This window comes from Mesorhizobium sp. WSM4807 (assembly GCF_055811615.1).
In genome coordinates this window covers 1-24,530 of the sequence record NZ_JBVVQY010000039.1, presented here as the reverse complement: position 1 = coordinate 24,530, position 24,530 = coordinate 1, and the positions used below count along the sequence as shown (strand labels likewise).

The 24,530-nt window shown below is 59.9% G+C and carries 18 protein-coding genes and 5 pseudogenes; 18 read left to right on the top strand and 5 right to left on the bottom strand.

Annotated features, from left to right (window positions below; all coding sequences use genetic code 11):
- Positions 1-174 precede the first annotated feature (174 nt).
- From virD4 to AC0L3N_RS30320, 3 genes and pseudogenes are all read left to right on the top strand, one after another.
- The gene (gene virD4, locus AC0L3N_RS30330; protein ID WP_473551228.1) at positions 175-1,920 is read left to right on the top strand and encodes a type IV secretion system ATPase VirD4; all 1,746 of its coding nucleotides are present in this window, start codon (positions 175-177) and stop codon (positions 1,918-1,920) included.
- A 75-nt stretch (positions 1,921-1,995) separates the two neighbouring features.
- Positions 1,996-5,370, top strand: coding sequence for a Ulp1 family isopeptidase (locus AC0L3N_RS30325; protein ID WP_473551227.1), 3,375 nt, complete (start codon positions 1,996-1,998; stop codon positions 5,368-5,370).
- Between the two features lie 127 nt (positions 5,371-5,497).
- Positions 5,498-6,015 (top strand): annotated as a pseudogene (locus AC0L3N_RS30320) (IS66 family transposase); the annotation flags it as partial.
- Positions 6,016-6,306: 291 nt separating this feature from the next.
- On the opposite strand, the gene AC0L3N_RS30315 reads toward AC0L3N_RS30320, so the two are convergent.
- Positions 6,307-7,416: an IS110 family RNA-guided transposase gene (locus AC0L3N_RS30315; protein ID WP_473551226.1), complete on the bottom strand. Its 1,110-nt coding sequence runs from the start codon at positions 7,414-7,416 to the stop codon at positions 6,307-6,309.
- A gap of 98 nt (positions 7,417-7,514) precedes the next feature.
- Here AC0L3N_RS30315 and AC0L3N_RS30310 point away from each other — a divergent pair.
- The 6 genes and pseudogenes from AC0L3N_RS30310 to AC0L3N_RS30285 form a co-directional block, all read left to right on the top strand.
- Positions 7,515-7,957: pseudogene (locus tag AC0L3N_RS30310) on the top strand (IS6 family transposase); the annotation flags it as partial.
- 316 nt (positions 7,958-8,273) lie between these two features.
- Positions 8,274-8,735 (top strand): MmgE/PrpD family protein, encoded by a 462-nt coding sequence (locus tag AC0L3N_RS30305; RefSeq protein WP_473551224.1) that lies wholly within the window; start codon positions 8,274-8,276, stop codon positions 8,733-8,735.
- 43 nt (positions 8,736-8,778) lie between these two features.
- Positions 8,779-9,120: a twin-arginine translocation signal domain-containing protein gene (locus AC0L3N_RS30300; protein WP_473551223.1), complete on the top strand. Its 342-nt coding sequence runs from the start codon at positions 8,779-8,781 to the stop codon at positions 9,118-9,120.
- Positions 9,121-9,148: 28 nt separating this feature from the next.
- Positions 9,149-9,414: pseudogene (locus AC0L3N_RS30295) on the top strand (ABC transporter substrate-binding protein); the annotation flags it as partial.
- Positions 9,415-9,524: 110 nt separating this feature from the next.
- Positions 9,525-10,532, top strand: coding sequence for a hypothetical protein (locus AC0L3N_RS30290; protein ID WP_473551222.1), 1,008 nt, complete (start codon positions 9,525-9,527; stop codon positions 10,530-10,532).
- Complete coding sequence (locus AC0L3N_RS30285; RefSeq protein ID WP_292394250.1) at positions 10,489-12,021, top strand: hypothetical protein; 1,533 nt, start codon at positions 10,489-10,491, stop codon at positions 12,019-12,021. The genes AC0L3N_RS30290 and AC0L3N_RS30285 overlap by 44 nt, the downstream gene beginning before the upstream one ends.
- 1,198 nt (positions 12,022-13,219) lie before the next feature.
- Here AC0L3N_RS30285 and AC0L3N_RS30280 read toward each other — a convergent pair.
- Complete coding sequence (locus AC0L3N_RS30280) at positions 13,220-13,372, bottom strand: hypothetical protein (protein WP_473551261.1); 153 nt, start codon at positions 13,370-13,372, stop codon at positions 13,220-13,222.
- On the opposite strand from AC0L3N_RS30280, the gene AC0L3N_RS30275 reads away from it, so the two are divergent.
- Positions 13,355-13,690 (top strand): TOTE conflict system archaeo-eukaryotic primase domain-containing protein, encoded by a 336-nt coding sequence (locus AC0L3N_RS30275; protein ID WP_473551257.1) that lies wholly within the window; start codon positions 13,355-13,357, stop codon positions 13,688-13,690. The genes AC0L3N_RS30280 and AC0L3N_RS30275 overlap by 18 nt on opposite strands.
- Positions 13,691-13,816: 126 nt before the next feature.
- Entirely contained in the window at positions 13,817-14,539 is a 723-nt protein-coding gene (locus tag AC0L3N_RS30270) for a hypothetical protein (protein ID WP_473551220.1), read from the top strand.
- Positions 14,540-14,705: 166 nt separating this feature from the next.
- Here AC0L3N_RS30270 and AC0L3N_RS30265 read toward each other — a convergent pair whose 3' ends face one another.
- Complete coding sequence (locus AC0L3N_RS30265; protein ID WP_473551219.1) at positions 14,706-15,581, bottom strand: LysR family transcriptional regulator; 876 nt, start codon at positions 15,579-15,581, stop codon at positions 14,706-14,708.
- A gap of 96 nt (positions 15,582-15,677) precedes the next feature.
- Here AC0L3N_RS30265 and AC0L3N_RS30260 point away from each other — a divergent pair, with 96 nt between their 5' ends.
- Positions 15,678-16,739: an alkene reductase gene (locus AC0L3N_RS30260; protein ID WP_473551217.1), complete on the top strand. Its 1,062-nt coding sequence runs from the start codon at positions 15,678-15,680 to the stop codon at positions 16,737-16,739.
- Positions 16,740-16,826: 87 nt separating this feature from the next.
- Positions 16,827-17,651 (top strand): SDR family oxidoreductase, encoded by an 825-nt coding sequence (locus tag AC0L3N_RS30255; protein ID WP_473551216.1) that lies wholly within the window; start codon positions 16,827-16,829, stop codon positions 17,649-17,651.
- A gap of 262 nt (positions 17,652-17,913) precedes the next feature.
- On the opposite strand, the gene AC0L3N_RS30250 is transcribed toward AC0L3N_RS30255, so the two are convergent.
- A complete protein-coding gene (locus AC0L3N_RS30250) occupies positions 17,914-19,629 on the bottom strand; it encodes a hypothetical protein (RefSeq protein ID WP_473551214.1) in 1,716 nt (571 codons plus the stop codon).
- A 190-nt stretch (positions 19,630-19,819) separates the two neighbouring features.
- Positions 19,820-20,239, bottom strand: coding sequence for a hypothetical protein (locus tag AC0L3N_RS30245; RefSeq protein WP_473551212.1), 420 nt, complete (start codon positions 20,237-20,239; stop codon positions 19,820-19,822).
- A 326-nt stretch (positions 20,240-20,565) separates the two neighbouring features.
- Between AC0L3N_RS30245 and AC0L3N_RS30240 the strand changes: the two are divergent.
- From AC0L3N_RS30240 to AC0L3N_RS30220, 5 genes and pseudogenes are all read left to right on the top strand, one after another.
- Positions 20,566-21,329, top strand: a pseudogene (locus AC0L3N_RS30240) (IS5 family transposase).
- Between the two features lie 166 nt (positions 21,330-21,495).
- Positions 21,496-21,795: a hypothetical protein gene (locus AC0L3N_RS30235; protein WP_473551210.1), complete on the top strand. Its 300-nt coding sequence runs from the start codon at positions 21,496-21,498 to the stop codon at positions 21,793-21,795.
- Positions 21,796-22,046: 251 nt separating this feature from the next.
- Positions 22,047-22,835, top strand: a complete 789-nt coding sequence (locus AC0L3N_RS30230) for a porin family protein (protein WP_473551207.1) — start codon at positions 22,047-22,049, stop codon at positions 22,833-22,835.
- A 62-nt stretch (positions 22,836-22,897) separates the two neighbouring features.
- Positions 22,898-24,187, top strand: a complete 1,290-nt coding sequence (locus tag AC0L3N_RS30225; protein ID WP_473551255.1) for an alpha/beta hydrolase — start codon at positions 22,898-22,900, stop codon at positions 24,185-24,187.
- Positions 24,188-24,293: 106 nt separating this feature from the next.
- A pseudogene (locus tag AC0L3N_RS30220) lies at positions 24,294-24,530 on the top strand (DUF4105 domain-containing protein); the annotation flags it as partial.

Below are 24,530 nucleotides of genomic sequence, written 5' to 3'. Positions count from 1 at the left end.
CCGTTGACGTACCTGCTTAGTGTAACTTCAAAAACCACGTCTTCCGGGTGGTGCGATGCAAGCGTCGCACCACCCGCTGCGGCATCGATCTGTCGAGTGGCGACATCGCGCGCGACGTCGGTTCGGTGTCTGAAGCAAGCGCAGCATTAGCTACGGCTAATCGGCAATGGAACAATGCCTTCAACAAAAACGACGTCCCCTAACATAGCCGTTAGCATCGCCTGCTCACTCGCCTTGGGCTTCTGTGCGGCAAGTCTGTACGCAACCTTCCGCCACGGCGGTGGCGGCGAGGCTCTGATGACGTTTGATGTCCGTGCCTTTTGGTTTGAGACGCCCTTCTATCTGGGTTTCGCAACCCCCGTTTTCTATCGGGGCGCGGCTATCGTGCTCTCGACATCCGCGGTCGTCTTGCTGATTCAGCAGATCGTATTGCGCCGCAAGCTCGAACACCACGGGACGGCTCGTTGGGCTCGAGTGGATGAAATGCGACGCACCGGATATCTGCGACGATACCGTGGCGTGACAGGCCCGGTATTTGGGAAGACGAGTGGCCCTTTCTGGCCTGGCTACTACCTGACCAATGGCGAGCAGCCTCACAGCCTCATCGTTGCACCGACCCGCGCTGGCAAGGGCGTCGGCATAGTCATTCCAACGCTACTTACATTCAAAGGCTCAGTGATAGCTCTGGATGTCAAAGGGGAGCTCTTTGAGCTCACCTCGAGGGCGCGCAAAGCCGCAGGCGACGACGTGTTCAAATTCGCGCCGCTGGATTCGGAGCGGCGCACAAGCTGCTACAATCCGCTGTTGGATCTTATAGCGCTGCCGCCACAGCAGCAATTCACCGAAGCCCGCCGCTTGGCCGCAAACCTGATTACGGCCAAGGGGGAGGGCGCGGAAGGTTTCGTCAGCGGCGCGCGAGATATCTTTGTCGCGGGGATCCTTGCCTGCATCGAGCGGGGCACGCCAACAATCGGCGCCGTCTATGATCTCTTCGCCCAGCCGGGGGAGAAGTTTAAGCTCTTCGCGCGACTCGCCATGGAGACCCAGAACAAAGAGGCACAACGCATATTCGACGACATGGCGGGGAACGACACGAAAATCCTGACCTCCTACACTTCCGTGCTCGGCGATGGCGGGCTCAACCTGTGGGCGGATCCCGCTGTAAAGGCAGCTACAAGTCGCTCGGACTTTTCGGTCTATGATCTTCGCCGTCGCAGAACGTGCATCTATCTTTGTGTTGGTCCGAACGACCTTGAGGTGATCGCGCCTTTGATACGCTTGTTTTTTCAGCAAATCGTTTCAATTCTGCAGCGGTCGCTGCCCCGCCGGGATGAAAAGAACGAGGTTCTCTTTCTGCTCGATGAGTTCAAGCACTTGGGTAAGCTGGAGGCGATCGAGACCGCAATTACGACCATCGCGGGCTACAAGGGTCGCTTCATGCTCATCATCCAGAGCCTCTCCGCACTGACGGGGGCCTATGGCGAGGCTGGCAAGCAGAATTTTCTCAGCAATACCGGACTGCAAGTGTTCATGGCCACTGCCGATGACGAGACTCCGAACTACATTTCCAAAGCTATCGGTGAATACACATTTCAAGCCCAATCGATTTCCTACAGCCAGGCGCGAACGTTCGATTGGAACATCCAGAATTCACATCAGGGTGCACCGCTGTTACGTCCCGAACAGGTGCGGCTGCTCAATGATGAGTACGAGATCGTTCTCATCAAAGGTCTGCCACCATTGCAATTGAGGAAGGTGCGATATTTTTCGGATCGCATCCTAAAACGCATCTTTGAAAACCAGACAGGCGCCCTCCCGGAGCCGGCGCGTTTGATGAAAGCAGACGAGGGGCTCTCGGCAGAATCTCAACCCGATGAGCCGCTGCGTGGATTGGCGCAGGACTTTGACGATACAGTTTGATGTGAGGCTAATGTGGACCCGCGAAATAGTAATCCATCCCGTGTAACAGCTTCGTCGCAGGTGCAGGACGCCGGCTTGGAAGAGGGGCAAGCGGGCCAGGCCCGGCAAGGGGGCATCGAGCAGCACCTTGCCGAGACCCGGAGGCTGTTCGATCAAGCGGACGAGTCGCCAACCAATCCGGAGGAGCTTCTGCGACTGGAACATGGGTTCCGCGAAGTGCTTCAGCGACGGCAGGATGATCAAGCCGCCTCGTCTTTTTTCAGCGACCCAGGGATGCCCGCTGGACCGGGTGACCACAACAGCATCGTGGCGGACGCTTTCGTAGCGGCCGGCTCTGGGCACGCCGGAGTTGAGGCCGCCGCCCCGCCAGCGTTAGCTGCCAGCCAACAGCAGATCCGGCCCTGGCCGGATGCGCTTGACCAGGGCAACCATCTGCCACCCGGGTGGGTCATCATCAACAATGAACATTCCACAGCGCTATTGAGGCCAGCGGAGAGGCAGAGGGCCCTGAATACGCCGCAAGCCGCCGCCATTCAGCAGCCGCTGAGCGAAATCGGCCATTCAGGCGGCCGCGTGCCGATGCAGCCCCCCATGCAGCAGTTGGGTGAATTGCCATTGGAAGGGGTACCCGTTCAAGGGACTGGGTCCGAACACATCGGAAGGCTGCATGCGGAGGCCGCGCCCTCCGCAAGGTTTGAGGCACCCCCCGCTGCGATCGAGAACTCCATAAACGTCTCATTCGCCATCCCCGAAGGCTTCTCCCATGTGACTCAACGCGTCCCAGACGCAATGCTCTCTTTTCAACGCGTCCCAGACGCGATGCTCTCTTTCTTGGACCGCCATGACCCCTTGCCGGATGCGGGCCAGGCCCGGCACGTGAGCTTTGAGCAGCACGTGGCCGAGCCGCGCCGAGCCGAACCTGTCGCGAGTGGCGCCCGTGCTACCCGCTATCGCCATCTGTCCGGCGAACACCGGGACGTGATTGATAAGGCGATCGCCCACGCTGCGGCTCAGCAACACCATAGCGCGGCGACGCTCCGAATATACTCGCATGCGCTTCGCCGATTGGGGAATGATCTCGGCGCTCGCGGCCAAGCGACTGATCTAAAAAATCACCAATCCCTGGTCGATCACCTAGATACTTTCTTTCCGCAAAACGTTGATATAAAGACGGCGTTGAACGTCCTGCGTGCGTATCATGAGCCGGGCTATTCAGCGACTGGCCGGTGGCCAGTGCCGGTGCCCTCAAAGGCAGACGCGCATGTCTTAGAACAAGTGACCAGTGACAGCAGCTTGGCCTCAAGCACCCGTGCTATCTATGGTCGTAATCTTCGCAAATTTTCTGAGGCGCTTGAGAGTCGGGGCCAGACGATCTCTGGGCTGGATCACTATTCGCGGATCGAATTCGCCGAGAGGTTGTTTCCAGGCAACCGCTATCTCCGCTTAGCGCTGGAACGGGTTCGCGATGCGGAGCCCGCGTCAGACGTTTCCGAGGCTCGGAGGCTGTTCGCTCAAGCTGACGAGTCGCCAACCAATCCGGAGGAGCTTCTGCGACTGGAACAGGGGTTCCGCGAAGTGCTTCAGCGACGGCAGGATGATCAAGCCGATTCGTCTTTTTTCGGCGACCCAGGAAATCTCGCTGGACCGGATAACCTCAACAGCAGCGTGACGGACGCTTTCGCAGCGGCCGGCTCTGGGCACGCCGGAGTTGAGGCCGCCGCCCCGCCAGCGTTAGCTGCCAGCCAACAGCAGATCCGGCCCTGGCCGGATGCGCTTGACCAGGGCAACCATCTGCCACCCGGGTGGGTCATCATCAACAATGAACATTCCACAGCGCTATTGAGGCCAGCGGAGAGGCAGAGGGCCCTGAATACGCCGCAAGCCGCCGCCATTCAGCAGCCGCTGAGCGAAATCGGCCATTCAGGCGGCCGCGTGCCGATGCAGCCCCCCATGCAGCAGTTGGGTGAATTGCCATTGGAAGGGGTACCCGTTCAAGGGACTGGGTCCGAACACATCGGAAGGCTGCATGCGGAGGCCGCGCCCTCCGCAAGGTTTGAGGCACCCCCCGCTGCGATCGAGAACTCCATAAACGTCTCATTCGCCGTCCCCAAAGGCTTCTCCCATGGGACTCAGCCCGTCCCAGACGCGATGCTCCCTTTCTTGGACCACCATGGCCTCTTGCCGGATGCGGAAAACCCGAAATGGAACTACGAGATTAAAGGTCACGGCTACACCGCCGAGAGGCCAGAAGGGGGCAACGACTTTTGGCTCGTCGATCGCGGTCCGATGAGGGAAGCTGCAGCGGCAGCAGTACTGGCAAAGGCCCCAGAACCCGCCTCGCCAGCGAACGCCAGGCTGTCAGACACCTATCGCGGTGTTCCATTAGTCAATCTGACCACCTCCTCCGATGCACGGATCGCAGCGCTTCCGTCAGGTTCGTCCAACCTCCCCGAGGGGGTGGTGCTCGGTGCCGACCTGCTGAGCGACGCCCATATCCACAGGGATTACCGGTTGCTGGAGCAGGACCTGCAGGAGGCCCACCCAGCGCTCGCCGCCCGAACGCGGCTGGTGGATCCCTTGGTCTCCCAGCAACTGCGCCGTCACGACCGGGACCCGCAACTTACATTGCTGTCCATCTATCATCACAACGACGTCGCAGCCGACTTCGTGTTCCTGCCGGTGAACAGTGGCAACCCTTTGGCTACGGTGGCAACTGATGGACGCAACGAGCATTGGTCGCTGCTGCTCGTTGATCGCCGCGACCCGGAAAGAGCGGTCGCCTATCACTACGACTCCATCCATCAGAGCTATGGACGGGGATACAATGACGCGCCTGCACGAGAGCTCGCAACAACACTGGGCGCGACCACCCTGGTGACACCCGCCATGGCCCGGCAGAACAACGGTGTTGATTGCGGAGTCTTTGTGGTGGACGGCACGCGCGCGCTGGTTCAGAGATTGGCGAACCAAGAGTTTCCGGAACGGCTGCGGCCGCTGCACCTCGACGACCTCGTCGCCGATCGGCAGGCGCTGCAAAACCGACTGAGGCAGGGCCGCTTGCCGCACGAGCTTGCCGCAATCCCCCCGGAAGCTTTTGGAGCCGCGTCGCAGGTGCAACAAGCCGTGTTGCAAGAGCAGCAAGCCCGACAAGTCGCGCCAGCGCCGTTTGAACGGCGCTTGGGCAGGACTCGCGAGGCCCAGGACGAGCTGACGAGTACACTCGACAGGAGCAACCTCGTGAACAGCGGGGGCGTCATCATAAACAATGAACACTACACAGCGCTATTGAGACCGGCGAAGAGGCAGAGGACTGATAATCCGCAAAGCCTCGCCATGGGGCGGCAGCCGAGCGAAGCAACCACGACGTCCATCAACCAAGCCTCCGATCAAGCCCGAGCCGACCTAATGGCTTCCTTCAGAAGCAGAGAGCGCTCCGACGCGGGGCGTTGAGCTCCATGGCTGGGGTCAAACAGAACGGCTCTTTTGACGACAGAGGCGCTGATCCGATCTCCGGACCGGTAGCTCTCGCCGTAATTGATCAGGCTGGCACTGCTGGAAGGCGATGTAGGCCTGGAACTCGCCGATCGCCCAGACGCTGAGACGGATCGCCGACCTCTATAAAGATCGAGGACGATATCCGCGGCCGATCGGCCGATGAACGCCGCGCGATGCGTCAGGAAAATAGCCGCGCTATTGTCGCCGATTTTGAACCTTGGCTGCGCGAAAAGCTCGGCCTGATCAGTCAGAAGACCAAGCTCGCCGAGGCAATCCGCTACACGCTCTCACGCTGGGAAGGCCTCTCGCGCTTCCTTGACGACGGCCGCATCGAGATCGACAGCAACACCGTCGAGCGCTCAAGCCGTCCGATGGCGCTCAACCGCAAGAACGCGCTCTTTGCAGGTTCAGACGGCGGTGCCGAAAACTGGGCAGTCATCGCGTCGCTGATTCGAAACCTGCAAGCTCAATGGTGTCGAGCCACTCGGCTATCTCGCCGACGTCCTCACCAGGATCGTCAACAGCCATCCGAACAGCCAGATCAACGACCTGCTGCCTTGGGCCTGCATCCGGGCGCCCGAGCTAAAGGCCGTGGCCTGAGAACAGCGCTCTGATGACCGCTGTCAACGCTGTGGGCGCACAAAATCATCCGATCCGGGGAGCGGCCGTCGTGCTGATGATCGCGTATGGGAGGAGGCGGAACTGAAGGACGTCGGTGATCAAGCTCTGATGCGCGGGTTGGCTACCGCATTCCCGATTGTGCGTCCGGGGCTGTTCCTATCTTACTGCGGGCGTCGGTCAATTTGCCGGCCACAAAGCGTCTGACGGGCATTCCCCTGCCGTGGTCCCGCCTCCGCCCATGCGCGAGGTGTACACTGCCGCGGCGAGCGATCAGGTGGAGCGTGCCTCCCTGGCGACGGCCCACATGAAGCCGACTAGTTCGCGGGCGATCGCCGTGCAGACCACCGTCGTTCGCTTGCCTCGCGCAACCAGCTTTCGATACCGGGTCGTCAGGCGGGCCTGAGCCTTCCATGCGATGTCACGGACTTTCGGCGGTGCCTGCTCCAACCGGTACAGCTTCGCCTTGCCGATCCGCGGTGGATGTCGATAGGTCCAGGCGCTCTCGACCAGCATGTGGCGAACGCGGCCATTCCCTGCCTTGGTGATGCCGCCTCGCCTGATTGTCTCTCCAGTCGATCGCTCGCCGGGAACGAGGCCGAGATACCCCATGAGCTGGCGAGGGCTCTCAAAACGGCTTACGTCGCCGACGTCGGTAGCGAACGTCACGGCGACGATCAGATCGACCCCACGCAATGTCTGGAGCGCTCGTACGATCGGCGCCAGCGACCAGTTCGGGATGAACTCTTCGATCACGCGCTCAAGCCGTTCCACACGCTCTTTCGAGACGCGCACCGCTTCGGCCATTTCCTGGAGCGCGATCTGATGTGCAGGATAATCGAACCGCTGCTCCTGCAACCAACGCAGGTAGCGCATGGTCCAGTTCTTCGTGCGCGGATAGGCACGACCATGCTTGAGCATGAAAGCGCTCACCTGCTGGCGATGGACCCGCAGCGTCTCGACCGCGGCTGCCCGGGCGCGAACGAGATCTCGCATGGCTTCGTGATCTTCATCGGGAACCCATACCGCCGTCAGTTCGCCGGCGCGCAGCAGCCTTGCCAATGAAAGAGCATCCCGGCGGTTCGTCTTCACCCGATCGCCAGGCTTCCTTGGAATCAGCGATGGCGCGACCACGGTGCATTCATGGCCAAGGGAACGGATCAGCCGGTAAAGGCCATAGCCGGTTGGGCCCGCCTCGTAGCAGAGGTGGATGCGATCGAACTTGGCGGCGATCCGTTGGATAACGCGGCGCATGCTCGTATCCGATGCGTCGACCTCGCCGAAGAACCGAACCTCTCCCTCCCGGCCGGCTTCCGCAATCGCGATGGCATTCCTCAGCTTGGCGACATCGATTCCGACAAATGCTTCCCTATAATCTGCCACGGCTCGTCCTCCTGTGATGAGGATCGGCTCGGACCGCCCGAGCAACCCTCGGACGCGCAGTGTAGGGCGAGCTACCTCACCGGCAGAAGCGGACATACGGTCTTACGAAACACTGTTTGTGGCGCGCCGTCGACCAGGATGGCTATGTGCTCGACGAGATCGTCCCGAACCGCCGCAAGACCAAAGCGGCCAACCGCTTGCTGACGCGGCTGCTGAAGAAGCAAGGTGTCTCGCCGAAGCGCATGATCACCGACAAGTTGCGTCCCTATGGAGCAACCAGGCGGCAGGTGATGCCGGGCGTCGAGCATCGGTCGCATAAGGATTGAACAACCGGGCGGAGGATGCACATGTGCCGCTGCGAAAACGGGAGCGGATGATGCAAGGCTTCCGATCACCAGGAGCACTGCAACGCTTCGTTTCGATCTTCTCGGCTCTGCGCAATCTCTTCGTCCCGCCCCGCTCAAAACGCTCCGCTCTCGCTATATATATTCACCGCCTGCAGGCCATGGCCGAATGGAAAGCCGTGGCCATGGTCAACTGACATCAGAGGTGGCAGGTCTCAACGCGTGTATGTGCAGGCAACGTGACATCGCCTCTTCGGGCATTTTGATGTTTTCAGGCGCAACGCGATGACATCAGTCGTCGGTCAGGCTGAAATCTCGGCCTCGCGCACCATCCAGTCCGGGCCGGCTGTTGCGGACCTTGGCTTGGCATTGAAGCCGTCCGGCGAAAACTCACGGATGCTCGAAGCGGTGCCCGCCCCTTGCACGATCCAAGTGACGCAGGCGCGCGCCCGAGAGCACGCTCTCTTTATCGCAGTCGAATAACGAAATACGCACGATCATAACTATCCGCAAATGCGCGAAAAAATGACATCGCTTAGAGTGGGGAAATCCAAAGAAGAGGAAAGAAGTGAAAGCCAACCTCATAATTTGCCTTTGTGGACTCGCGGCAGTCTCGCTAGCAGTGTGTGCGGCCCCGGTAATAGCGCAGGTTCCTCATTGCGGTTTGAAACTATGTCGCTGACACTAGACGTTGCCAATACGGTCGCCAGCCTCACATACGACGAACTGCCGGCAGCAGTAGTTGACAAGGCGAAGCTCCTTGTCCTCGACCATGTCGGCTGCATGATCGCGGGAAGCACCAGCCGCGGGGCGAGACAAACGACGCCCTATCTCGCGCGTACCGACTCCGGTGGTCCCAGCACCGTTTTCGATGAAACGAACTGTGCGCGAGGAAAGGAAAGAACGCCAATTTCCTGCGTTAATAGCAGGATTTTGACCGTAAAGCGCTCCAATGAGTTGATATTGTCGAAATAGGGCTTCGATAAAGGCCACACCCATCCGAGTGAGGAGCATCTCAATGTCGCAGGAACTCGACTATCTCAGCCGCCGTTTAGCTGCGGGTCGGCTGAGCCGACGTGAATTTCTCGGACATGCGACGGCGCTCGGCGTTTCAGCCACGTTCGCAAATTCGATCCTCGCCAGCGGCGCGCGCGCATCTATGCGTACTGTTCCAGTTAAGCGCGTTTACGAGAAACCTGTACTGACCCCGCTGGGCCACATGGCGCAGGTCACTCAGAAAGCAGGGGCTGAGGGGCCGGTCCGCGGCGGTGTCATCGGGGGCAGCCTTAGTGGTGCTGGGGCAGCCGACAGTCTCGATCCGGCGACGTCCTCGACGGTTATATCAAGGTCGTGGATATGATCAGGCGCTTACCCGCCTGAGGTCATTCTGCGACACCGCGCCATTTGACAACAACGATCTGAGGATGGCGCTAAAGCTTGCCATCGACCGCGAGGAGATACTCACAAGATCCTGCGTGGGTACGGTACGCTCGGCAACGACTTCCCGGTCAATGCCACCTATTCGCTCTTCTCCGACGATATCGAGCAGCGCGCCTCTACCAGAGCTGTGCTAAGGCCGGTATCTACCTTGAGGTCTGGCGCGAACCGGACGACTGCTACTTTTTCTGATGTCTGGCTAAAGCAGCCTTTTTCCGCAATCTTATTGCCGATGCCTGCATGCCATTCTACCGTATGAAGATATGATGGGGGGTGTTTGTGGGTTTTCTTACTGAAAATGAATTGAGCTCGCTGCGGATCGAGAACATGGTCCTCCACACGGTGGGTGATGGCAATTTCGTTCCGCAGCCGGCGCGCCAAGTAGAGCAGGCGGACTTCTTCGCGGAGCGCATTCGCGAGACCGACACTGCCGCTGTGTTTGGCTTCGAGGAGAAGTCTCTGACCAAGGCGCAGATCGAACGGATCGCCAATGGTGAGGATGATTTCGAGACGGGCGCGCAGAACCTGGCGCGCGAGTTCGCCCGCTTCCACGACGGCACCAGCCGGAAGGGCGCCTTCTTCATCTTCGAGCTCGCCACCGACGTGCCGAAGACGAACATCTACAGCCTCATCAAATACGACTACGAAGAGGTGGTCGAGCAGACGGACGGTAACCAAGAGACGCTGCTGCGGCTGATAGTGCAGGCCTTCGTCGCCGGCAAGCGCTCCATTCAGAAGGCCGCGCTCGTCCGCGTGGTCGACGGCAAGGCCGAGATGGCCCTCTGCGCCACTGATAGGATGAAGCCCGGTGCCGACATCGGCGACTACTTTGCCAGCTACCTGCATGTCATGCGCACCCGCACCGACGACGAGCTCAACAGGGAGGTCGTCAACGTCCTGCGCAACACCCTGGCTGAGCGCAAGGAGGACCTGCCTCAAAGGGACGCTGCGCGGGCGCTCAAGCACGCCCAGGCGCATCTACATGACCGGACGATGGTCGACGAAGGGTCGATTCGCGATGCGATTCTGGCCGCTGCCGGCAATCCTGAAGACGAGAAGACGATTAGCCGATTCGACCAGAGTCTGCGCCGCAAGCTCAAGAGTTCCAAGCTTGAAGGCTTGTCCTTTGCGCCAAACCGGAAGATCCTCAAGAAGCCTGGCCTGCGGCAATTGAGGACCACCGAGGGCGTGCTAATCGTCTATCCTGACGACGCTTCTGCCGCGACGGTTTCCCGAGAGAAGCTGGATGGTAGCGGCGAGGTTATCACCATCCATACGAAGAAGGTGACCGATGACCGCATCGTCCCTGAGAACGCTCGCCTCAGCGCTAGATAGGCTCGTCGCGAATGGCTCGTTCATCCACGAAACCACCGATGCCATCATCGTCTCCGAGTTGTCGGCGACGATGGCGTGCGAGATCTCGCAGAGCTTCGCCGGAGTTGCCTGGCAACACGTCGTGTTCGATGGTGCGGATACGGAAACCGGACCCGACGACATCGCCGACGACTTCGGCCCCTATCGCGTAACCGCGCAGAAACCGCCGCGCGGGGGAGACGAGATCCTACTGCTGACGGCATCGGGCTTTCGCGATTGGCTCGCTGGCCCCGCGCAGGCCAAGGTCGTCGTCGTTGTCGGTCTCGACGGGACCATCGCCACTGAGGGCACGCAATTCGTCTCCTTGGAGGCGAGCGATACCGCCCTCGCGGATGTCGTGAAGCTGCGCAGTCCACGTACGCTGGTGCGCGAGTACGGTGCGCAGCGCGTGGTGCCGCAGTCGATCGGGCGTTGGCTCCTATCGGATCCCGAGACCTGGCATGAATCAAACCCGCGGTTCCGCCAGTGGGCCGAGCATGCGATCCGCGCCATCCTGCCCTCCCTGCCCGACGAGATCGACCAGAATACCGGCGCGTTTGTGTTCAAGGGCCCGCCGCGGCTGGCGCTGCCGACGCCGGCCACCAACGCGGACTTGGTCAACGATCTGGGCAGGCAAGGCTTCGGTGACCTTCAGGCGGCCGCGCGGTGGGTCTATGAGCTGGAGCGTGAGGCAGAGACCAGGCACACACTCTTCGCAACCGAGTTAGCCCGGACCGGTGGTAACCAAGCTGACACTATCAAATGCGTTAAGGAGAATACTGGCTTTGCCTTGGAAGGCGCCAAAATTGCCTATCAGATGTCTTTGGCAAAGGTGAGCGCAGACAATCTGAGGGCGCTCGCTGACCTGCGCAAGGCCGTGACCGACGAGACCGGCAAGATCACGGATGCCACCCGGCAGGTTGTCGCAGCCGTCGCATCGGCCCTCGCGATCGGTATCGGCTTGATCGCGGCACGCGTCGCCGCCAACGCGCCTTCGCTCCTGATCGTAGCCGTGATGGCAATCGTCTGCGCCTACATCTTCGTAGTCATCTATTCGGGCCATAGCTTCGCAGCCCTGCACCGCGGGCTGCGGGACATTTGGCGCAACCAGATTTATCGCTTCTTGTCGGAAGAGGATTACACCAAGCTGGTGGTGAAACCCGGCCAGGACGCCGAGCGTATCCTGAACGTTGTGTCGTGGGTCGGGGGCATTGCGGTGGCGGTGACTTTCGTGGTCGCTGTCATCGTGGCACTTACCCCTGCCGCAGACACGGTCCCGCCGCAGGCTCAACTCGAACCAGCTCCGGCTCAATCTTCGCCAGTCGCGTCGGCCCCGGCCCCTGTGGCTACCCAGGGCCCTAGAACGGAAGCTAGCGGTCCTGCCGAGGGGTCGTTGCCAAAGGCCACGATACCGCAGGCACAGCCTGAGACGGGGACGCAGCAGCCGTCGGACGCCGATCGGGACGAATAAGTATGCAGCAGCGTCGGCGGGCTCCCTAGTCCTTTCGAAGTCCGTTGTAGGTTAGCCCGCCACGTCAGCTCGGACTGGAACGTCCACTATCTTACTGCAGGCCTCCGAAGCTGCCGGACTGCTCTCGGCCCCATTTCAGTCATCCCGATCGCTAGGCCAGTAGGTCCGTTCCTGTCGGCAATATTTCTTTTCAGCGAGCGGCGATTGCCGATATCTCCGGCGTTCAGCAGGTTCGTCAAAAGGTGCGGAGGCGCGAAATCGACGCAGCATTGTGCGGCAGGGAAGGGCGCATGTCTTGCCCCAACAACGCCGTCGCAGGACAACTGGCTACGCTTTCTACCGCCCGTCGGCTCTCTACCACCCGTCGCATGGCGATAGAGCTGGCGGCAGGGAAACTCGTAAGCCATCTATGAATTTAGATCGACGCGTCGAACATTGTGATTCACATGCGCGTGGGGTGTCGAGCGGGATTGTTGTGACCGCCAGCTGGGGCCGTTAAGTGTGGGGTGAATCGAGTGACCACTTCTGATCTTCCATACAGCCGCTCGTCTACTCGACCTAGGGCTGTCGAGCATGAGCGGAGCCCGTCCTTGCCTCAGGGTCTGAGAACTCCAGCTTTGACTTCGCCGAATGGCAGCTCGTAAATAATGCAGTCAAAAAGTGTGCATACCGCGGCGGCGACCACATTGTTTCAGTCTTTTCAACAGCGTAAGAATCTGACGGTATTCTTGGCGGTACTCCTTGGATAGGTGATAAAATTTAATCAATTAAATGAATAGGTTATGGGCTTAATTGATGATTGAGTGGGAGTGAGGGCAAACGGCGGCGGCAATAGCGTAGTTTCGGCGACCGCCAAGATCTGCCGCGATCTTCGTGAGGACCCGGTTGGTCGCCCGCTCGAGGATCGTTCTGCAAGTGCGCATCCACGCAGCGGGCTCACTGCATCCCAGACGACGCGCTGACATGGACAACGCTTGGAGATTGGTACGGATGGTGCTTGGCGCGCCCGATGTGGTCAGGACATGTCGTATCAAACGTGAGCGCCTCTCAACCGAACTGTGCTTGACCTGCTGGCCCATCTCACTAGCCTGCTCAAACCGCAGTGGTGGGCTGCGAGCAGTAGCCGAAGGGCTTTTAAACATTTCTGCGTGGTACATGTAAACGCGCATCGCGCGCATTTGGAGGAGGTCGTTCCGTGCTAGGCGGTGACGCTGGGGGTGAGCGCGAAATTGAGATAGGGACCGAGCGGATTCGAGCCCGAATGGCGGCGATTGAGTCCGAGCGGGCCGAACTCGGGGCGGCGCTGAGCGATTTCGTGGACCAGCGCGTGGCGATGGCCCAGGTAATTCATCAGCCAAACACCGTCGGAGATGCGCTGACCGTCACCACGACATCCTCCAGGACCGACAAGATCGCGCTCTTTCGGCGCCTGTTCGCAGGTGGTCCTGACGTATCTCCTCTCCGATGGAAAAACCAGAAGATCGCCAAGTCCGGTTATGCGCCCTCGTGCGCGAACGAGTGGGTCAGAGGATTATGTGGCAAACCGCGGGTCAGTTGGTGCCGATGTTGGCGCGCATGGCGGCGAAACGGAGAACGGGGTATCGGTCGTTCGGTTACACAGTTGAGTCGCCCGCATCTACGATTAACGTCTGGTGAGAAATTTTTCTGAACGGATTATGCTTCGATGAAATCCAAGCGCCAACGCCTGAATTCCGCGATCAAGCCGAACCGGGAGCCTAAGCTCTCGCGCACCCACGCGCCTGCCGATCTTTCGCCGGTCGACTGGCAACGCGGCTTGCGCCGCCAGTTCGGACGCGAGCAGGACTTCGGGCTTGAAAATCTGACCAGCGAACCGTTTTTCTCCGAATTTCGGGTCAGCAATCCTGTTTCGAAGTCCAGCTACCGCGTGGCGATCCGAGGCTTGGGGCCGGGTGGCAATTTCTGTTCATGCCCCGATTATGCCACCAGCGAATTGGGAACCTGCAAGCACCTCGAATTCACACTTGCCCAGTTGAAGAAAAAGCGCGGTGCCAGGACAGCGTTTGCGCGCGGTTACCAGCCGGCATTTTCTGAGCTGTATCTACGCAATGAAGGCAAGCGCTGCGTGTATTTTCGCGCCGGAACGGACTGCCCGCCGGCGGTCAGCGAGGCCGCCGACGGGTTGTTCGATGCCGAACACGACGGGATGCTGCCGGACGAGCGGTTTGGCGAGTTGGAGCGCTTTATGACCGTGGTGTCGAAGTGCGACCATGAATTGCGGGCCTATGACGATGCGCTCGATTTTATCGCGGGAAGGCGCGATGCGGACCGACGCGCCGCAAAGCTCGAACAATTGTTCCAGCGCGGTGCCGCCGATCCCAAGCTGTTGGCACTTCTGAAGGTACCGCTCTATCCCTATCAGGCCGAAGGCGCGCTGTTTGCGGTGCGAACCGGCCGGGCATTGATCGCCGACGATATGGGATTGGGCAAGACCATACAGGCAATTGCCGCAGCTGAGCATGCTGTTCCCGCGAATTAGTCACTGTCTGTCGCTCACTTGCCATTGCGACTGGAGCAAGATGAGATTCTCCGCCGACCACGGGCTGATGCGCAAGGAAAAGGCATCAGGCGTGGTGGAGATGTTTCGCCAGCAGCGCCGGGCACAATCGAGTGGGAGTAGCGCGGAAACCGCGGCAATAGCATGTTCAAGCCTCCATCAGCGTGGAAGACAGGAATTCGATGAAGCGCTGGGTCTTGGCTGGAATAAGGCGAGTTTCGGTGACGGCGTAAATGCTGACCGACGACCCCTGCCATTCGGGCAGGATGCGACGGAGCCGGCCAGAGGCCAAGTCTTCGGCGACGATCTTCTCGGCAAGCAGGGCGATGCCCTGGTGGTTGACCGCCAGAGCGCGGATCATCCCGACGCTGTTGAGCGTGAAGCGGCCGCGAACGCCGACATCGACCTTGTTCATCTCCTGGTGCAAAGTCCAGGTCGGGCTCCGCGGCATGCAGATGCATTCATGCTCCGCCAGGTCAGCCGGTGTCGCGGGCTCGCCTGACGCTTCGATATAGCCAGGAGACGCATAGAGGTGGCGCGAATGCCGCCCGATCAGGCGAGCGATCAGGCTGGAATCTTCCAGTTTGCCGATGCGGATCGCCACATCGAACGGCTCGGCCACCAAATCGACGCGGCGTGGGGTCAGGTCGAATTCGAACGTGATGCCGGGATAGTGCCGCGCGAAATCGCCGATGATCGGCGTGAGGTAAAGCGTGGCGAGGTCGACCGGGAGCGAAACCCGTAGGACGCCGCTCGGCTGCTCAAGCATGGCGCCGAGCTGTTCGTGCGCCAGCCGCGCCTCGTCGACGATTCGCTTGCTTCGCTCATAATAGAGCTGGCCGGCCTCGGTGAGCTCGATCTTGCGCGTCGTGCGATGCAGCAGTCTCAGGCCGATCGCCTTCTCCAGTTCGCTGATACGTCGCGACAGAGTGGAGTTCGGCATGCCGAGAGCCTCCGCAGCCTTCCGAAAGCTCCTGGCTCTGGCCACCTCCACGAACAGCGCCATGTCGTTCAAATGGTTCAACCGATTGCTCCATAGATGGAAAGATGATTTCAATTCTGCCAGGTTTATCCCAAGTTCGGAATGGTGGACAAGGACTCCAACGAATGGAGAACCCTAATGAATCCACTGTTCACCCCGGCCCGCATGGGCCGCTACGTGCTTCCCAACCGGCTGGTCATGGCGCCCATGACCCGCAGCCGCGCAGCCTTCGACGGTACGCCGGGAGAGCTGGCTGCCGAATATTATGCCCAGCGCGCCGGTATCGGCCTGATCGTCACCGAAGGCACTCAGCCCTCGGATGACGGCCAAGGCTATCTCACCACCCCGGGCATCTACACGCCCGCCCATGTCGCCGGCTGGCGGAAGATCATTTCCGCCGTGCACGCCAAAGGCGGCCACATCTTCATCCAGCTCATGCACGCCGGGCGCATGTCGCATCCCGACAACACGCCGCATCACCGCCAGGGCGTCGCGCCGTCCGCGATCGCGCCGGGGACGGGCATGTTCACCGCGACCGGGCTGCAGGACATTCCCACGCCGCGCGCGCTGACGACCGAAGAAGTGCGCCGGACCGTCGCCGATTTCCGCCATGCGGCCCGCTCAGCGATCGAGGCCGGCGCCGACGGCATCGAGATTCACGGCGCAAACGCCTACCTCGTCCAGCAGTTCTTCGCGCCGAGCGCCAACGCACGCACGGACGAATATGGCGGCTCCCTCGAGAACCGCGCCCGCTTCGCCATCGAGGTCGCCACCGCGATCGCCGAGGAGGTCGGCGCGGACCGCACCGCGATCCGCCTGTCCCCGGGGACGACCATGTGGGGGATCGATGAAGGCGCCGAAGGGCCGGACCTCTACCGCCATCTTGTCGCCGAGCTCGACAAGCTCGGGCTCGCCTATGTGCACATCATGCACCAGGGCAACGAGCCGTTGCTGGCCGATATTCGCAAGCTCTGGCACCAATCGCTGATCCTCAGCCGGCCGGGTCGTCCGCGCGATCAGATCGGAGCCGACGTAGCTTCGGGGCTGGCCGATCTCGAAGCCTATGGCCAGATGGTCCTTGCCAATCCGGACTTCGTCGTCCGGCTGAAGGCCAATGCAGCGATGAACGAGGCAGACCAAAACACCTTCTTCGGCGGCACCGCGCGAGGCTACATCGATTACCCCGCCCTAAGCGTCTAGGGACGCGGCCGTACCCGTTTTCGAGCTCCGATCAGAGCAGGGCTGGGGGAGCCACGGACCGATACCAGTTCATGACAGGAGATTAGATTGACTCAATCACCGCATCCCTCGACTGCCTCGGATAAGAAGGCACTTGCCGAGACCGCAAGCGCGACGGGGGCAAAAAAGGTCCTGCTCGTCGGCGCCACAGGATTCCTCGGAGCCAAGATTCTCCGCAACTTGGCGCTTGATGCGAGAGTTGCCGTCGTTGCGATGTCGCGAAAGGGCGCGCCCTCAAATGAGAGCGCCGACATCGAATGGGTGCGCGGCGATATGATGGATCCAGCGTCATTGGATCGTGCGTTGCAGGGTGTGGACGTCGTCGTCAGCTCGGCTAACAGTTACATGAAGGGAAGCCTCGACACGGACTTTCAGGGCAACAAGAATCTTATAGAGGCCGCAGCAAGAGCCAATGTTGGCCGATTTGTTTTTCTCAGCATCGTTAGCTGCGAGGCGGCGTCAGCAGTGCCACATTTCTACGCCAAGAAAGTGGCCGAGGATCTAATTAAGGCCTCTGGTGTGCCATATGTATTTGTCCGCGCGCCCTCATTTCTCGATCAGAGTTCCGACTATATTGCGAAGGGTGTGAAAGCTGGCCGGTTCCTGGCGATGGGCGATAAGACTACAAAATGGTCCTATGTTTTGACAGATGATCTGGCCTCATATCTTGCAAAAGCCGCGACGTTTCCTGGTAGTGAAATCAACAACCAAACGATCGATGTCGGCTGGCGCGATGGGCCCAAGGAGCCAGCAAGAGGTCGCCGATCTCGTCTCCGAGGTTATAAAGAAACGCCTCAAGGTCCGGGTTGTGCCGTGGCTGGTTTTCCGCTTGCTCGCACGTCCGGTAAAGCTGTTTTCCGAACTTGGGTATGATCTGATCCAGATGTTCCTGTTCTTCAAGAAGGGCGTCTATGTTTCGAACATTTCTAAGCAAGAACACTTCTTTGGACCCGCCCCTACATCCCGAGATGCGATCACGCGATGGGCGAAAAGTCATCAGCCAATTTCCTGATGCATATGGACTGGCTCCCAAGAGCAGCGAGATGGGGCGCCTGTTCTTCAGAATGACGGGTTCGCCCGCGCGCCCACGCGCGACAACCATGCTCAGACTTTGATGGGCGGTGGAGAACTACGGTCAGTCTGCGATGCCAAGGCCCGCTTTCCTCAGCGAGCCGAGGAAAAACTCGACATCTTGCGAACGGGCCAACCGCGCCGAAACCACCTGGCGCATGTTCTTCACCAAATCAGGTTGATTTTGGTTCAGCCATGCGACCTCGCGATCAGCCGCGATTTTGTATCCTCCCTCGCCGAAAACGGCAGCGGCAAGCAAATGATAGACCGGATTCGACGGAAATGGCGATTTGTTGATCCACATAGCTGCCTGCGGATAATCCCCGCTGAAATACGAGCAAAGGGCCAGATCCACGTCATAGTAGCCTGGCCCTGGGTTCTTCTGACGCGCCTCCGCAATCAACTGGCATCCGTCATGCCAATTTCCAGAAACCGCCAGGCGCTCTCCATATTCACCCATAAACTCGGTGTCGTTCGGGTTGATGGTCAAAGTCTGCTTGCCCACTTTCAATGCGGCATCGATCTCCTTGTGGAAATAGAGCGCAACCATTTCTGCCTGGCGTCCCCGGATGTTGACAGGATCAAGCCCCACAGATCGCCTTGCCGCCGCCAAGGCGCGATCGAGCGCAGCGGCGGACTCTGCGGGGTCGCCTGAAAACTCGAATCGATAGTCATCTATGTAGATCAGCGAGAGAAGACCCCAGGCGGTGGCGTAGGTCGGAAAGCGGTCCACCGCCTTCTCAAGGCACGCGCGTACCGATGACCGGCTTTCTGCATCGACACCGACCCGATATGCGTAGAAAGAAAGCGTGCAAGAGTAGGCGGCCCAATCGTCGGGCGGATTGACGACGTCGAGATTGGCGTCTGCCTGGAAGATGACGCCATATGCCTGGGCCAGACTCGATGACACATTGCGCGCGATGTCCGTCTGGACTTCCACAAGCTCCGCCACTTTCAGCCCGCCATCATAGCTTTCTGCCCACAGAACCGAGTTGTCCGCCCGGTTGAGCAGCCGGACCCGAAGCCGGAAGGCATCGGTCGACAGGTTCACGCTTCCGGCCAGGACAAATCGTGCCGGCGAGATCGATGGATCCTCCCCCTTTGCGGCCGACTCCACGACCACGATATCCTTGAACTTGGAAAGCTGGCTGACGACTTCCTGCCTCAATCCACTCGCGATGGCCGCCGCGGCGTGAGTGCCGTTCAGATCGTCAAACGTCTCGACCAGCAGTCGCGGAATCTCAGGCGAAGTTGGGCGGACGCCGCTCCTCGCCAGTCCCAATGCCACAACAGCCAATGCCGCGACGATAGCCGCAAGAACCACCGTCAGCCATGATGCCCTCATCCATCGAGAAGGGGTCGGGACTTTCTCTGCCCAGTTAACCGGCAAGGCCGGCTCAATGATCTCGGGGGGCGATCGCACCGAGAACGTTGGAACGTAACCGCCTTTCGGGATCGTGATGAAAATTGGATCGTCGTGTCCGGCAGTCAGGTAGTAACGCTCGAGCCCGCGCCGGAGGTGACCAGCCTCGATGCGGACAATCGGATCCGTCTGCGGGTCGAAGGACATATCACGGCCGAACACTTCGACTGCGATCGAATAGGCCTTGATACGATCACCGCGACCCTCCAACGTCTCCTCCACCACATGGCTGAGGAAGCGGCGCTCGCGACCGGTTGCATCGAAGTCCGCGCTGTTGAGGATCAGGGCAAGCTGGGCACGACAATCCTCTGGGGTGAGCTTATGCCCCCTCTCTGCGGCTGGTTCCGCCCGGATCACCTTTGTTCCCTCACCTGACGTTCTGGGGTGACTACTCCCAGTTATATTTCTTTTTTCGCCGGTTACTCTCGCTGCGTAATTTATACGCGCGAGCCAATTCTTGCAATCCTACTAGTAGTCTGAACGGATAAACATTGGGATGACGGCGACGATTTGTGCAATGCAGCGGCGGACGACAACGGATCAACAGTTAGTTTCTGCTGCAGCCTGAGCAGATCGTCTGTCGGCTCAGCGACGATGCCGCAAGGCCAATCTCGCCCGAGGGGACGTAGTAATACTTGAACGCTTTCAGCTTCCACTCGGTCACCTTCTCGCTGGCCAGCACGTTACCGACCGCAGCATAAACTTTGTCCAGGTCCGCTGTTTGGACATACCGCTGCAGCATCGTGACGTGTGGATTGTGTGTCGCGTCCAAAGAAAAGCCCTTCGGAAAGCCCTTCCGCAGGCGGGCATTCGCATCGTTCGCATGCTGGATCATCGTTTGATCCGGAACGAGCAGAAATCCGACGGCGGTAACCTCGCTTTGCTGCGCAAACGTCGGTCCGTTCGTTGTGATTACAGCAGCCATCAGCATCGACAAAGCCATGGATAGTTTTCTGATCGCGCGCATCGTCTCACTCCCTGAGTATCGATAACCTGAACCAGTCACGCGTGGCATCATAATGGAACTCGATATGCGGTGTCGCGAGCACAAGCGTCCTGCAGACCCCACGGAAACTTAGTTCGAATTTTTGCTCAGCGATATTGTCCTTTGGGGAAACTGAACCAACTTAAAGCGCGCATCATGAGAGTGCATTTCGAACTGCAGAAATCATCCTGTGGCGTGAGAGACACAATGGGTCAATTTGCGAAGTAACTGAGTGGCGCGGGTCACGCCCGCTTTGACGCCGACTCCGGAAATGCGATTCCAGCTCCCCAAAAAACGGAGCACGAATCATGCGGTATGAACTCAGCACCTACGAATGGAGTGTCATCAGATCGATGCTCCCGAACAAGCCACGCGGCGTTCCCCGCGTGGACGACCGCCGTGTCCTCAACGGCATCTTCTGGGTCTTGCGATCAGGTGCGCCGTGGCGCGATCTGCCCGAGAGCTTCGGTCCTCATACCACCTGCTACAATCGCTTCGTGCGTTTGGCGCCGGGCTGGCGTTTGGGATCAGATCATGGATGCCCTTGCCAGTGCTCATGACGCGGCGGTGCAGATGATCGATACGTCAGTTGTGCGCGTGCACCAGCACGGTACCTGTATCGCGGGCAATCGCGAGCAACACATGGGACGTTCACGAGGCGGACTGACCAGCAAGATTCACGCGGTCGTGGACGCCGCTGGTTTGCCAACACGCCTTGGCCTCACGCCCCGGTGAGGCACGCGACAATCGGCTGTGTTCGGTCCTCTTGGCGGAATTGCAACCCCGAGCAACTTTGCTCGCAGATCGCGGTTATGACGCCGACTGGATCAGGGAGTTCGCCAGCCAGAAAGGCGCGTGGGCAAACATCCCGCCAAAACGAAATCGCAAGGAGCCGATCTGCTTCAGCCCTTACCTTTACCGGTCGCGAAACTTGGTCGAGCGGTTCTTCAACAGGATCAAGCAGTGCCGGCGTATTGCCACCCGCTACGACAAGCTCGCCGCCAACTATCTTGCCTTCGTCAAGCTCGCGTCCATCCGTCTGTGGCTGCGCGCTTATGAGTCCACGCCCTAGGCGGCCTCACCGGCAAGCGCAATTTGAGTTTGCGATTTTTATAGGCTTGGTGCCGACCGCGCTCGCTATGGATGCAAAGAAATTACCCTGTCGCCCACGTAACTTACATTCCGCAGCCGCCTCCATGCGATAGGCTAAGGTGGTCTCGGGAATTTGCGCCATGAGGATGGAAGACGAACCGGCTGATAGACAAAGAGCGGTCTCGGCGGCGGTGCGTCGGTTCCCGCAATTTGAATTGGCGATCCATCGGCTGATGGACCGAAGTGAGGGCTTTCAGGATATGTGCGAGGAACTTGCTGAAGCGGAGCTCGCACTCTCGAGGATCGACAAGGTCCCGCCGGCATTGCGCGAGTCCAGACGAGCCGAATGGCAGGAACTGGTGGATCGGTTGGTTGGGGAAGTCGGAGCCGTGCTGCACGCGGACGCCGACCGGAAATCGCGTGTCATTCCCTGGCCGCCACGGTGATAACGGAGCCGAGGGCTTCGGATTCCGCATGGGAATTACCCTGCTGTTCCCCGGGGTAGGCCCGGCATTCCGTGACCACGAACAAATGATCCGCTGTCGACATGAAAAACGATCGGAATGCGATATCCATTAGCTGAGCAGCGCGAACACATATATGTTGTCACTGCGGGCGCGCAAGACGATCGCATCGGCATGAAGTAAGAGACGCAATAAGAGGGGACTTCGATATGGGAATCATCCGAGCTCTCGTGTTGGCTTCGGCGGCAACAGCGGCAGCGCTGTTTGCTGTGCCGGCGATCGCTGCGGACGCTGCGACGCAACTTCCTGAAACCGCACCCGCGCCTGCTGAAGCTGCGCCCGCCTGGACCTTCACCGCAGAGCCCTACTTCTGGATGGCAGGCATGAAGGGCAGGGTCGGCGTCAGGGGCCTGTCGCCGGTGGATATCGACGTCGATTTCAGCGAGATTTTCGACCACATCGATTGGTCTCCCCCGCCGGTCATGTTTGCCGGTGAGGCGCGCAATGGCCGCTACGCTCTTTTCACCGACTTCATCTACCTGGGACTCGAGGCCGATGGCACGTCGCCCGGCCCGTTGGCTCTTTTTTCGGCCGAAGCGAACATGAACACGGTGGTGTGGACCTTCGGCGGCTCCTATCGGGTCGTCGACAATGGCACCGCGACCTTGGACGTTCTGGCCGGCGGACGGCTTTGGTACCTCGATGCGGATCTGACCGTTACTGGCCCTCTCGCCGTAAGGGAGGCCAGCGGCAGCAAGACTTGGGTCGACCCCATTATTGGTGTCGCCGGCGATGTTGCTCTCGGCAACGGATTCGGACTCCATGGCGAGGCGGATGTCGGTGGCTTCGGCCTTGGCGCCGATCTCGATTGGCAAGTGCAGGGCACGCTTCAATACCGGTACAGTGATTCGGTCACGCTGGAAGCGGGCTATCGCTACCTTGCCGTAGACTACGACGACGACGGATTTGTGTTTGACATAGCGATGCAGGGACCAATCATCGGCGCCAGATTTCGGTTCTGATTGGATCTGAGCCTGGGACGACTTCGAAACGGGAGAAGAGTTTGGGAAACTGTTTCGTGAGCCTGTCCAAAGTCAGGCGAATCAGCAACGTTTTGCTGGCGTCGGCGTTGATTGGCCTGCTGTGGGGGTGCGCGTCCCGTCCGACGAATGTGCTGCTGCCCGTGGCCGATACCTCGCCTTCCTCCAGCAAGGTGGAGATGCTGGTCGCAACGACACGCAGTCGTTCCGCCAATCCGGCACAAATGTATACGGGCGAGCGCGGACTAACCCCATCGTTCGCGGAAATCACGGTATCGATCCCTCCGCCATCGGTCCGCAAGGTTGGAGAGGTCGCATGGCCCAAGAAGCTGCCATCGAACCCGGCAACCGATTTCGCGGTCGTAAGAGCCGAGGAAATAACACGGGAGGGCGCGAAGGGGTGGCTTAGCGCCGCTGTCAGGAAGAGCCCGGACCACAGCGTGCTGGTGTTCATCCATGGCTTCAACAACCGCTTCGAAGACTCCCTTTATCGCTTTGCGCAGATCGCCCACGATACGGGCACCGACAGCGCTCCGATCCTGGTCACATGGCCCTCCCGAGGCAGTGCGCTGGCGTATGGCTACGATCGTGAAAGCACCAACTACACGCGAAATGCGCTTGAACTGCTGTTCCAGTATCTTGCACGCGATCCCGAGATAAAGGAAGTTTCGATCCTCGCCCATTCCATGGGCAACTGGCTTGCGTTGGAAGGCTTGCGCCAGATGGCCATCCGCAATGGCGGCCTTCCGGCGAAGTTCAAAAACGTCATGCTGGCCGCGCCAGACGTCGACGTCGATGTGTTTCGCACTCAGATTGCCGACATGGGCAAACAGCACCCGCAGTTCACCCTCTTTGTCTCGCAGGACGATCGCGCGCTCAAAGTTTCGCGACGGGTCTGGGGCGATATCCCACGGCTCGGATCGATTGATCCAGAACAAGCTCCATACAAGGAAGAACTCGCCGGCAACAACATAACCGTCATCGATCTGACGAAAGTCAAATCCGGCGATCCTTTGCATCACGGCAAGTTCGCCTCGTCACCGCAGGTCGTGCAACTGATCGGGGCACGAATGGCCGGCGGCCAGACCTTGACCGACAACAGGATAGGCCTGGGCGACACGATCATCCACGCAACGACCGGTGTGGCGGCAGCGGCGGGCAGCGCGGCAGGGTTGGTGATTGCGGCACCTGTTGCAGCGGTCGATCAAAACAGCAGAGAAAATCTTGGCAATCACATCGGTGCGTTGACGGGTTCCCAGACCAGCGGGAAATCGAGCGCTCGCAGTAAGGATTGCGCTGTCTCCTCTCCGACTACCAAAGACTGCAAAAGATAATCATTTCACCGAGCCAAAGCGGCAGCACCGAAGCCGATCACGGGGAGAGTCTACCGCATCCGCGGGAACGTTGCCGCGGTCCCGTCTGGCTGAATAGGGGGAATGAATGCGTCGCATCGCTCGGACCTCGCTTGCCATCATCCTTTCGCTAGCCGTCGCAATCCTGACTGCCTGGGCCGGACTTGCCATGTGGTATCGTCTGCCTGCGGCTGAGCTTGGACGGGCTCTGGCCGGCGTCCTTTTCATCTTGTTCGGCCTCGCCACTATCATCGCGCTCTTCAGCCGGTTTCGCATCAGGGCGCTTGTCCTGTTTGCAGCTGCGTTTGCCGTGATTCTGGTTTGG

Excerpts from the sequence above, each read along its gene's own strand:
- AC0L3N_RS30300 (WP_473551223.1), top strand. The coding sequence starts at position 8,779 with ATGTCGCAGGAACTCGACTATCTCAGCCGCCGTTTAGCTGCGGGTCGG.
- AC0L3N_RS30235 (WP_473551210.1), top strand. The coding sequence starts at position 21,496 with ATGGAAGACGAACCGGCTGATAGACAAAGAGCGGTCTCGGCGGCGGTG.
- AC0L3N_RS30260 (WP_473551217.1), top strand. The coding sequence starts at position 15,678 with ATGAATCCACTGTTCACCCCGGCCCGCATGGGCCGCTACGTGCTTCCC.
- virD4 (WP_473551228.1), top strand. The coding sequence starts at position 175 with ATGCCTTCAACAAAAACGACGTCCCCTAACATAGCCGTTAGCATCGCC.
- AC0L3N_RS30275 (WP_473551257.1), top strand. The coding sequence starts at position 13,355 with ATGGCCCAGGTAATTCATCAGCCAAACACCGTCGGAGATGCGCTGACC.
- AC0L3N_RS30285 (WP_292394250.1), top strand. The coding sequence starts at position 10,489 with ATGACCGCATCGTCCCTGAGAACGCTCGCCTCAGCGCTAGATAGGCTC.
- AC0L3N_RS30245 (WP_473551212.1), bottom strand. The coding sequence starts at position 20,239 with ATGCGCGCGATCAGAAAACTATCCATGGCTTTGTCGATGCTGATGGCT.
- AC0L3N_RS30305 (WP_473551224.1), top strand. The coding sequence starts at position 8,274 with ATGCGCGAAAAAATGACATCGCTTAGAGTGGGGAAATCCAAAGAAGAG.
- AC0L3N_RS30290 (WP_473551222.1), top strand. The coding sequence starts at position 9,525 with ATGGTCCTCCACACGGTGGGTGATGGCAATTTCGTTCCGCAGCCGGCG.
- AC0L3N_RS30280 (WP_473551261.1), bottom strand. The coding sequence starts at position 13,372 with ATGAATTACCTGGGCCATCGCCACGCGCTGGTCCACGAAATCGCTCAG.